This window comes from Polaribacter sp. SA4-10 (assembly GCF_002163835.1).
GTDB lineage: Bacteria > Bacteroidota > Bacteroidia > Flavobacteriales > Flavobacteriaceae > Polaribacter.
On sequence record NZ_CP019331.1, the window covers coordinates 1,156,897 to 1,168,543 of the forward strand.

At 33.6% G+C, this 11,647-nt stretch carries 7 protein-coding genes; 4 read left to right on the top strand and 3 right to left on the bottom strand.

Translation table 11 applies throughout. The features are described from left to right. Positions 1-226 precede the first annotated feature (226 nt). The 3 genes from BTO04_RS05150 to BTO04_RS05160 all read right to left on the bottom strand — a co-directional run bounded on the left by BTO04_RS05150 (position 227) and on the right by BTO04_RS05160 (position 7,210). Positions 227-4,075 (bottom strand): hybrid sensor histidine kinase/response regulator transcription factor, encoded by a 3,849-nt coding sequence (locus tag BTO04_RS05150; RefSeq protein WP_087563482.1) that lies wholly within the window; start codon positions 4,073-4,075, stop codon positions 227-229. 292 nt (positions 4,076-4,367) lie between these two features. Further along, positions 4,368-6,002 (bottom strand): sodium:solute symporter, encoded by a 1,635-nt coding sequence (locus BTO04_RS05155; RefSeq protein WP_232455955.1) that lies wholly within the window; start codon positions 6,000-6,002, stop codon positions 4,368-4,370. 125 nt (positions 6,003-6,127) lie between these two features. After that, entirely contained in the window at positions 6,128-7,210 is a 1,083-nt protein-coding gene (locus tag BTO04_RS05160) for a glycosidase (RefSeq protein ID WP_198342118.1), read from the bottom strand. A 450-nt stretch (positions 7,211-7,660) separates the two neighbouring features. Between BTO04_RS05160 and BTO04_RS05165 the strand changes: the two genes are divergently transcribed. From BTO04_RS05165 to BTO04_RS05175, 4 genes are all read left to right on the top strand, one after another. After that, positions 7,661-9,622, top strand: coding sequence for a T9SS type A sorting domain-containing protein (locus BTO04_RS05165; protein WP_087563484.1), 1,962 nt, complete (start codon positions 7,661-7,663; stop codon positions 9,620-9,622). 19 nt (positions 9,623-9,641) lie between these two features. After that, entirely contained in the window at positions 9,642-9,818 is a 177-nt protein-coding gene (locus tag BTO04_RS15315; RefSeq protein ID WP_198342119.1) for a hypothetical protein, read from the top strand. 375 nt (positions 9,819-10,193) lie between these two features. Beyond that, on the top strand, positions 10,194-10,715 hold the full coding sequence (locus BTO04_RS05170; RefSeq protein WP_157662434.1) for a carbohydrate binding domain-containing protein: 522 nt from the start codon (positions 10,194-10,196) through the stop codon (positions 10,713-10,715). Positions 10,716-10,837: 122 nt separating this feature from the next. After that, complete coding sequence (locus tag BTO04_RS05175; RefSeq protein ID WP_087563486.1) at positions 10,838-11,626, top strand: T9SS type A sorting domain-containing protein; 789 nt, start codon at positions 10,838-10,840, stop codon at positions 11,624-11,626. The last annotated feature ends 21 nt before the right edge of the window (positions 11,627-11,647 follow it).

The window sequence follows — 11,647 nt, forward strand, 5'->3', positions numbered from 1 at the left end:
AAATCGTATATAAATACTGAAAAAAGGTTAAAAACAACCATGTAAATCAACTACTCACCTTCGAGGTAGAGCCTGTTCCTAATAAACGAATTACAAACCCTTATAATAAAAAAGAGAGCTACACTTATTTTTAATTGCTGCTCTCTATTTTTATATTATTAACTCTTATTTCACAGTTTCAGTATCGCGCTAACAGATTTTAGGAATGCGATCAAAGGGATGAAAATCAATTTTCCTGACTTTTCATAAATTGCTTTGGTGTTTTACCGTAAAACTTTTTGAAAACTGTGCTGAAGTATTTCGGATCATGAAAACCCGACTCATAAGCAATATCGGCAATGCGCATATTTTGATTCGATTTGAATAATTCTACGGCATGATTCAATTTAATCTTTATGATTAAATCAGAGGGTGTCATACCTGTTAGACCTTTTAACTTTCTAAAAAGATTTGAACGACTAAATCCTAATTTTTCACAAAGCACATCGATGGTGAAATTCCGCTCAGTTATATTTTCCTTAATTAGTTCTACCGCTGTAGAAAGAAATTCCTCATCAGGTGAAGTATAATTGGCTTTCTTAATATTTTCTTTACCTGCAATATTACCCAGTGCCTGGCGTGTGCGCAATAGATTATTTATTGTGGCTTTTAAAACCTCAATACTAAATGGCTTCTCAACATAAGCATCAGCTCCAACATCAAGACCTTCTACTTTATCTTCAACGTCTCCCAAAGCAGTAACCATCACTACAGGAATATGGCTGGTTTTAATATTGCTTTTTATAATTTTGCACAATTCTTTACCGTTCATTATTGGCATCATTACATCAGTAATAATTATATCTGGATTCTTTTCAACCGCTAAAACCAATCCTTCCTTGCCATTAGGAGCTTCGATTACACGATAACTTTTATCCAGTTCTGCTTTAATGATTGCTCTAAGATCTTCGTTATCTTCAACCAGCAGTGCCAATTTGTTTTCTCCAATTATATCAGGAATCTTATCGTAATCAATATCAATAGTTTCAATAATTTTAATTTCATCCTTTTTAAAGTGCTTGGAACCTTTCTGCAGTTCAACAATAAATGTTGAACCAATGTTCTCTTTACTTTGTAAAGATATTTTACCCTGATGCAATTCTACAATTCGTTTTGCCAACATAAGACCTATACCACTGCCCGAAATACCAGTATGATTAACATTATCACCACGAGTAAACCTGGTGAATATTTGTTTTTGTTGCTTTTCTGGCACACCTAGTCCATTATCCGAAAATTTTATTTTAATATTTTCTTCATTTGATTTTACGAGGATTTTTATTGATCCACCTTCCTCTCCATATTTAATGGCATTAGATATTAAATTATTAATAACACTACTCATTTTATTTTTATCAACCCAAATATTCACATCTGGGGATTTAACTTCCAAGTCCATAAATTTCTTTTCCAGCAAAGGCTGAAAGTCCGAGACAAGCAATTTAAGTAAGCTTTTAATTTTCACTTCCTCCACACTTAGCTTTAATTTCTGCCGTTCAGATTTCTGAAACTCCAACAACTGAGACACATACTCACTTAGACTATTGGCATTCCTTTTTATTAACTCAAAGGCATCTTTGTTACTATCTGTAGGTGGAAGTTGGTTTATCAGTAATTGAATAAGCGTAACTGGTGTTCGAATATCATGAGCTACATCTACAAAGAATTTTATTTTTTCGTCGCTAAAGCGTTGCTGATTCTTGGCGCGACCAGTTAAAATAATAAGTACGCCTAAAACCCCTAAAATGACGAAATACACTATATAAGCCCACCACGTTTTCCAAAAAGGTTTTTTAATAACAATATCCTTACGATACACATGAGGAGACAGCACTCCGTCTGCATTAAAAGATGTAATGTTTAAAATATAAGTTCCTGACGGTAAATTAGAATAAGAAACAGTTCTACTATCTTCTGACAAAATCGGATTTTCATCAGACCCTATCAATTGCCATTGAAACACATCTTTTTTAGGTCCATGAAATTTCAAGACCTCCGCTGTAAAACTTAACGAATTTTGGTCATAATCTAATTCTAATTTGTTCTGGTAATTGATATCACCAGTATTTATAATTGAATTAGACTGAACTCCATTTATTTTAAAATCACTTACAAACAAGTTTGATGCAAACGCATCTTGCTCTAGTTCCTCCGGATCAAAAATAACCGCTCCATCAGGACCACCAAAAGCCAACCTTCCATCCCTAAGTTTAGTGGATGCACCAAAACCAAACTCATTAGCCTCCACGCCCTCTTCTTGACCATATTGCCTAAAAAAAGAGTCTTGCAAGTTAAATCGCCACAAACCTGTAGAAGTTCCCATCCAAAGCAAACCATCATTATCTTGCTGAATAGAATATACGATTCCTAACTTTCTTGCATCTTGTGAATCAAAGTGCTTAAACTCATTCTCCTTTAAATCATAACTATGAATACCTGCATCATTACCAATCCATAATATTTTCTGGTTTGAATCTAGATATAAGGCATGAGCACTGCCTAAAACATTTTGATTAAGATATTGAGGATCCTCTAGTTTTTGAAAACTATAATTCCGTTTATTTAAACGATAAACTCCTGCAGCCGAGGCAACATACATAAAATCATCAGCTCCTTCAAGTATACACTTTATTATTCCACTGGGAAATCGCTGAACAAACTCACCTTTATTATACAAGCTCAAAGGTCCATCATTACCTCCAACCCAAAGCTCATCGTCTTTTGTAAAAGTAGAAAATATAAGATTCAATTTTTTTTGCTGATTTCTTAATAACTCAGTTACATCGCCCGATGCGCTATTTATAGTCAACAGCCCTTCTCCGTAGGTACCGAATATCAATTCTCCTTGATATTCATTAATACTTAAAACAGATGTTTTTTCTAGTTTCAGGGATTTATTAAAATGCGACCACCTTCCATCTTTACTAAGTCTGCCAACACCATCCTCTGTTCCAAACCACAAATTATTCTCCTCATCTTCATAAATACTTCGTATGATATTATTATGGATACTATTTTTCTCATTTAAAACGTGTGAAATATTATCGAAAGGATTGTCTTTTGAATAAAGTAAATCAACACCGATTTCACCAACCGCAAGCCAATAAACGTCTGTTTTATCTATAAATATTCGATTTATATTATTTTGTCTTAACGTATTTTTTTGGTCTGGATCATTCATAAAATGATGCCGAACCTTAAGCGATTTATCTACAACGTACAAGCCTAATCTATCAACAGCAATTACCGCATCTTTATTAGCGTTAAACGCTATATCCCGAACTGAATATGTTTTTAATGATGAATTAAATAATGGAACAAGGATTGTTTTATCATTGTCCTTAACAAAAAGGCCATCTCTTTCTGTACCTATCCAAACTCTATTTTTATCGTCAACAGAAAGTGCTGTAATATCCTTATCCCTGAGCAGGGTATCAACAACATTCAGGTTTCCTTGTTCATAATCGAACACAACAACCCCTTTTGAGGTAGCCGAGTATACAGATTGCTCCTTTAATATTAAACGACGGTTAAATGTAAAGTCAGAATACATAACCTCCCCTAATTTTTTTTTATCCAGATCGTACATTAGGAGACCATGGGTCAATCCAAAAATGATTTTATTATCTATAACACAAGCAGATATAAACTGAAAGGCAGGCTGATAAAACAATTCAACAAAGTCATCCAGATGATATCTATATTTTAAAAGAACTCCATCACGGCCAACAATGTAGAGTTCTCCATTATAGTTAATGACCTCTTTAATGTCATTGTTTTTAGTGTTTGAAAATTCGGATAAAGAATACTGCTCTATTTCATACCCAGAATACCTGTTTAATCCTATAGATGTACCGAGCCACATATATCCCAACGAATCTGTTGCAAAGGCATTCACTGTACCATTACTCAAACCATCTTCAATACTAAGATGTTTTACTTGATAAGCCCTTGCATTCAATGAATATAAAACAAACAAAACTACAAACAACTGTAGAAACCTATTCGTAAATGCCTTCACAATATTTATTAACATTTAATAAAAAATTAATTTCTAATTTAGATATAATAACCTTAATCTACAACTTTATAAAGCTTATTATTCTTCCTTTCTTTTTCACTTCTATTGATAAAATGCTCCATAATAAGCGTTTGGAAAAAAAGGTAATGAACATAAATTCCTAAGGCATCACAAGATTGATCATCAACCAATACAAAAAATAAGCTGGGCTGTTATTTTGTATTATTAAGTAGTACTTGGAAAGATGCAAAATATAAAAGCTACTCGTAAAATAAGTAGTATCTAATTCATTCTATTATTTTTCTATTTAATAAAAAATAAAGTACATCGTGAAACAAGCCATCACAAGCAGTAAGGATAATACTCTAAAATTTTTGTACCACACCACATTTTTAAGCTCTTCCGTCTCTTGTTTCCAAATTTCCAACGTCCATGTATTTTGCTTGACTTTCTGTTCATCAGGCAAATGAGAGAAAATACTAACGATTACATTAACAGCGACGCTTAGAACGAGGATAATTGGAGCTAAAAGAAGGAAATGCATACTAATTTCCACATCAAGCACATACTTTGATATCATAATAATGGCTGCTAATAACAAACCAGACATCAAACCGGCAAAAGCACCTTTTTCGTTAGAACGCTTCCAAAACAAACCTAAGAAAAATGTACCTACAATAGGTGGTGCTAAATACGACGTAATTTCCTGATAATAGGAAACCAGCGAATCAAATTGTTCAATTATTGGCGCCCAAAGAACGGCAAATACCAACACTAAAAAAGAGGTTATACGACCTACCAAAACTAGTTTTTTTCCATCTGCATTTGGATGAAAGGGTTTGTAAAAATCCATAGTAAATAAAGTAGCTACAGAACTTAATGTAGCACTTAAAGTAGATGTAAGTGCTGAAATCATAGCTGCTAATATTAATCCAATCAATCCAACAGGAAGTAACTTTACAATCATACGTGGATATACTTGGTCGGTATTAATACCAAAGTTTGATTTTAGGGAGCTTCCACTTATCATGTCAAATGGCAAATTATCTACACCAAAAAGATTTGTACCTCGGGCAATTAATCCAGGTAGTATAAAAATAAACAAGGTGAATAGATATAAGAAACCAACAAATAAAACCCCTTTTCGACCATGATCGATTGTTTTAGCAGACAAAACGCGCTGCACCATCACCTGGTTGTTTCCCCAGAAGTAAAACCCTAAGATGGGAATTCCAATCCACATACCTAACCAAGGCACCGTTGGATCGCTCATTGGACGCGTTAATTTTAACCAAACACCATCATTAAAACGTGTGTATAACTCTTCCCATCCTCCTATCGAGTCAAGCGCGAAAAAATACAATATAGCTGATCCAATTATGAGTACTGCTGCCTGAATCATATCTGCATAAATAGCTGAAGACAATCCTCCAATAATAGTATAGCTGCCTGCAATAGCAGCCATTATAACGATAATCGTAAACAACTCAAAATCGGGAAAAATAAGCTTAATAATTAATGCGCCTGTATAGAGTGTTGCCGCAGCATCTAAAAATATATTTCCAAAAATGGTGATGAAGGAAAAATAATATTTCGATTTTTTATCAAAACGTCTCTCTAAGAATTCTGGTATCGTGAAAATACCTGATTTTATATAAAAAGGAAGAAAAAACAGGGCGAAAAACACCATCACTAAAACCGAAATCCAGTTATAATTAAATACGGCAATCCCACTTATAAACCCTTCGCCAGAATGTCCCATTAAGGTAGAACTGGAAACACTTGCTGCAAATAAGGAAAGACCGATGACAGGCCAAGTCATACTTCTACCTGCCAAAAAGTAAGAATCTGAATCCGAACTTTTACCATTTTTTAATGCCCACCAAATTATTCCCGCCAAAAATACAACAAGGATGGTAATGTCAATTATACTAATATTCATAATATAAAAATTTAATAAAAGGCTCTGAGACTTTATGTAAGAGATTATCCTCTATGCTCAAAATACTCTTGTCTGATTAATTCCTGTTTCAATGAAAATTTTATATTTCATTTCTAACATTGTACTTATTTTGTGTTTTGCTTTATAAACTGTACCAATTCATGAATATTTGCAGTTGCCACACAACACCACTGGTCTGATGCACCATAGTAAACATATAAGGTATCATCAACAATAACATTTCCAGTTGGAAAAACTACACCCCACTTATACAGTCCATTCTTTTCAATATCCGTTTCTGGTTCTAGGATAAAATCTTTTGTGCGATACAAAATTTTGGTAGGGTCTTCTAGATCGAGCAAACAAGCACCTAATCGGTACGTGAAATTTTTATCTACCCCATGATACAGCATTAACCAACCCTCAGTTGTGCGCAATGGCGGCGTGTTACCGCCTACTTTGTACTCCCACCATTCTTCACCTTTCAGTAAAAGCGTACTCTCTACATTCCAGGTCATCATATCTTCAGAAGACTTAATCCATATAGCAGGTGTTTCTGTATTGTATTTCGGGCCAACATAGTTCTTAGGACGATGCAACATAAAAAACTTACTATTTACTTTTTCAGGAAATAAAATAACATCACGATCATCTAGACTAGGCTCGGTTAACCTACCTACTTTTTTAAAATTAACAAGATCTTTTGAGACAGCTAATGCAGTATTTCCAACATTCTCTCTTAAACACTTTGGTGCAAACTCACTAAGTTTTGGTGCTTCAATCTGATCATATTCATTTTTCCAATACTGTCCGGGAGGATACGGACGAAAGGCATAAGTCATATAATACTCATCGCCAAATTTAACGACTCGTGGATCTTCAACAGAACCAGCATCAAATCCGTTTGGGTCTGGTGTTAATACAGGCTTATCTTGTACACGCTTAAAATTGAATCCATCGGTACTTGTGGCTAAGCCTATGTGTATATTGTGTTCTTTGTCTTCTCCTGCAGCTCTATAAAATAAATAAAATGTACCATCTTCATACCATGCGGCTGGATTAGTTGTCACCAAGCTTTCCCATTCATTTTCAGGGTTAGGTGATAAAATAGGGTTTCCTTCAAATTTCTTTAGCTTCATCTTTGTCTTCTTTAATTCTGCATTCCATTTAAATACTCTACAAATGGTTGAGTCAAATATATTAGACATTAAAGAAGGCAAGGTTTTATAACTGGTCAAGTAGTATTAAAAGATGTTCAAAAAATTATAATGTTCTGATATTATGACTTTTAAACATAATTTTTATTCTCAAAATATAAGATTTTATGGCCTTACCTGAAAATGTAGCTTGATTCTGACGGCTTTGTAATTGAACTACTAAAGCTAATTGAACGACGAGAATACAAAAACGAGAGAACTCATAAAATAAAAGTTGTTTTGTGTATCAAAAGATACTATTAATTGTAAAGATTTATTTTTCACCAAAACCAAAAAAGATACTTTAGATAGTCGATTTTCATTTGAGAAGATTAATAAAGGCATCCATAATCGATTCAATGTCGCCTATTGATTAGTCTTTAAACTTATCTGAACAGTTCTCAAACCTATATTTGATTTTTCATTTGGAGATTGTGATTGATAAATTAACAATATAACAAGATGAAAAAAAATTACATTTTAACGTTATTAATGATGCTTTGTTTAACTGTTACTTCTTTTGGACAAGAAATGATGCTAAACGGAGGGTTGGAAAATTGGATTTCAAACACACGTCCAACTGATTGGACCACCTACCAGAATATAACTCAAGAATCATCAGAAAAACACGGAGGTTCTTTTTCAGCTAAACAAACAAAAGATGCTACAGGTGGTTATAAAAAATTAATTCAAAATATTCCAAATACGACCGTAGGAGAAAGTTATACTGTATCTTTTTGGTATAAAATAGCGCCTGACGCTGGAAGTGTTGTTAAAATGTGGTCTAATTTTAGAGATGCCAGTGGCGCTTTTTTAGACGGGACTACAGCTGATATAACTTTGCCTGTTAATGATAATGCTTGGACAAAATATGAGGAAACTGTAATTGCACCAGCTACGTCGGTGAAGTTTTGGTTTGAGGTAAGAACATATAGCAATACAACAGTTTATTTTGATGATTTTTCATTTGTCCGCAACCCTTTTACATGGACGGGAGCTGCTAACAATAATTATAACGACGCTGCAAACTGGTCTACGAATACTGTCCCTAGCGAAAATTATGATATTATAATTCCTTCAAGTGCAACGATAAATATGCCAGCAACATTAACTGTTAATAGCATGTCTATTGCGGCTGGTGCTTCTATCATTTCTACTGGAACTATTACGGGCTCAATTAGTTATACAAGAAATATCCCTACCGATAACTGGTACTTAATTTCTTCACCAGTAGCTGACCAAGATAAGGACGCTTTTGTAAGCGCTTCAAGCCTGGCAATAAGTGGAATTAATGTTGGTTTTGCTGATTACGAGAATAGTACAGGGGATTGGTCTTATTACCAATCTGGCGCAAGTGGAACAGGAAACTTTGGTTTAGGAGAAGGCCATGCAGTAAAATTAAATACAGCAGGTGATGTCGTTTTTACAGGAACTTTTAATGATGCTGAGAGTATTGCAGTATCAAGTACTCCTGGATATAACCTAATAGGAAATCCTTATTTGACATCTGTGTCAGTAAAAGAAATGTTAGAAGAAGCTAATAATGCAAACTTACTATTGGAACAAACGGTGTGGTTATGGGATCAAGCATTAGGAACTTATGATTTAAAGAACATAGCAGATGATATGGAAATTGCGCCTGGTCAAGCCTTTTTTGTCTCAGCAGCACAAACAGGTAGTTTTAGTATTAATGAGAGTATGCAAAGTCATAGTTCAGATACTTTCCAAAAAATAACTACAAGACCAGAATTAGCCCTTACCTTGAGTAACGGAGCGGCAAGCAGAACAGCATCTGTTTTTTATATTGATGGAGCTACAACAGGTTTTGACAATGGATATGACAGTTCTATCTTTGGCGGTTTGGGTAATGAATTTTCAATATTCACACATGCAGTTGCCAATGGTTCTGGAAGAAACTTAGGAACTCAGTCTTTACCAGATAACAATTTTGAGAACATGATTGTACCTGTAGGAGTAATTGCTGAATCTGGCAGTGCTTTAGAGTTCTCTGCAAGATTAGAAAATTTACCAGAAGGTATTAAAGTATTCTTAGAAGACAAAGAAGAAAATACATTTACACGCTTAGACGAGTTAAATGCATCTCATAAAATTACTACAACATCAATTATAAATAGTGTTGGACGTTTTTATCTTCATACAGCTAAAAGTGTTCTTAGTATTTCTGATGCTACTTTAGATAATGTAAGTATTCTTAAAGTACATAATTCTTTAAGAATAAGTGGTTTACAACAAGGGAAAGCTTCTGTTAAATTATTTAATGTACTTGGAAAACAAGTTTTAAATTCTGCTTTTGAATTTAATGGTATGAAAGATATTTCTTTACCAAGAGTAGCAAAAGGTATTTACATTGTTCAGTTAGAAACAGCAGAGGGTACATTAAACAAGAAAATAATTTTAGAATAATTAGTAAATATAAATCACAATGAAAATAAAAAAAAAAATAGAGAATAATTCTCAAGATATTTCACGTAAAGATGCTTTAAAAAAGATTGGATCTTACAGTAAGTATGCGGCTTTAACTGCACTAGGTACTTATATGATATTAAACCCACAAAAAGCGCAAGCTATGAGCCCTATAGATCCAGGGTTAGATTTTTAAGTAGTTATGTAACTTTAGCTGGTTACTGCATGCAAGTGACTATTATTAAAGAGATATACGTAAAATAGCAACTACAAGAATTGTTTATATTAGAAGAATAGTGAGAAAGAAGGCTCAAGAATTCCCACCCCAAAAGGGTGGGCTTCTTGTAACTGGGGTAATCTTTTTCATTTTATAAAAACAGTATTGTGTTCTAAAGTAAAGTCTTTTTGGCAGTTTCTTCCAGTTATTCAAATTTTCTTTTTGTAGATGATCATTTTGGTAGTTTGTAATCATCAGTTAATATGTATTGGTTAGCCTTCAAACTTATTTGTACAGTTTTCAAACACATATTTAGTTTTAATATTGCAAATTGCAATTACAAATATAAAAATAATGAAAAGAAAATACATTTTAACTTTATTAATGACCCTTTGTCTAACAGTTACTACTTTTGGACAAGAACTAATGCTAAACGGAGGGTTGGAAAATTGGACTACAGATACAAATCCCACAGATTGGACAAAGGCAGAGGGATTAGTAAAATCTACAGATGCTAACACCGGTTCTTTTTCAGCTAAGCAAACAAAAGATGCTTCAAAAGGTAGAGTAAATTTAACTCAAAATATTCCGAAGATTACTGTAGGAAAAATGTATACTATCACTTTTTGGTATAAAATAGCGGTTGCAGGAAAACCTGTTAAAATATGGTGTAATTTTAGAGATAACAATGGCGGTTTTATAGGCGGAAATGATCCTGATATACTAAGAGCTAATTTGGATGTTAATGGTAATTCTTGGACAAAATACGAGGCGACTGTTACTGCACCAGCTACAGCAGTAAAGTTTTGGTTTGAAGTAAGAACGTATAGTAATACAACAGTTTATTGGGATGATTTTTCATTTCACCAAGATTAAGCACCCATTATTAAGTGCGTACCATATGTTGATTAGCATTTAAACTCATCTGAACAGTTCTCAAACCCATATTTGGTTGAACTTTCGGAATTTGGGATCACTAATATAAAAAACGTAAAAAGATGAAAAAAAATTATATTTTAACTTTATTAATGACTCTTTGTGTAACTGTTGCTTCTTCTGGACAAGAACTGATGCTAAACGGAGGGTTAGAAAATTGGACTACAGATACAGCCCCAACAGATTGGACAAAGGCAGAGGGAGTAACAAAGTCTACAGATGCTAACACAGGGTCTTTTTCAGCTAAGCAAACAAAAGATGGTTCAGGAGGTAGAATAAATTTAACTCAAAATATTCCAAATACTGTAATAGGAGAGAGTTATACTATAAGTTTTTGGTATAAAATAGCCCCTGGAGCTGAAAAACCTGTTAAAATGTGGTCTAATTTTAGAGATGATACTGGTGGCTTTATAGGTGGGAATGATTCTGATGTAATAAGAACTAATTTGGATGTTAATGGCAATGCTTGGACAAAATATGAGGAAACTGTTATTGCACCAGCTACATCGGTGAAGTTCTGGTTTGAGCTAAGAACATTTGATAATACAAAAGTTTATTGGGATGATTTTTCATTTTTCGATAATGCTACATTATCCACTGTAAAAAATAAGGCTATCGTAGGTTTTGCAGCTTACCCAAACCCAGTTTCTAACGGAATTTTAAATATTTCTTCTGCTAGTGACTCTTTGAAAAATTTAACACTTTTTAACCTTTTAGGAAAACAAGTACTTTCATCAAGTTTTTCTGGTGTACAATCAAATGTTGATGTATCTAGTATTTCTGATGGAATTTACATTTTAAAAGTAACTGAAGCTGGCAAAACCGCAACTAAAAAGGTAGTGATCAGATAATTTTACCGTTATATTTGTTTA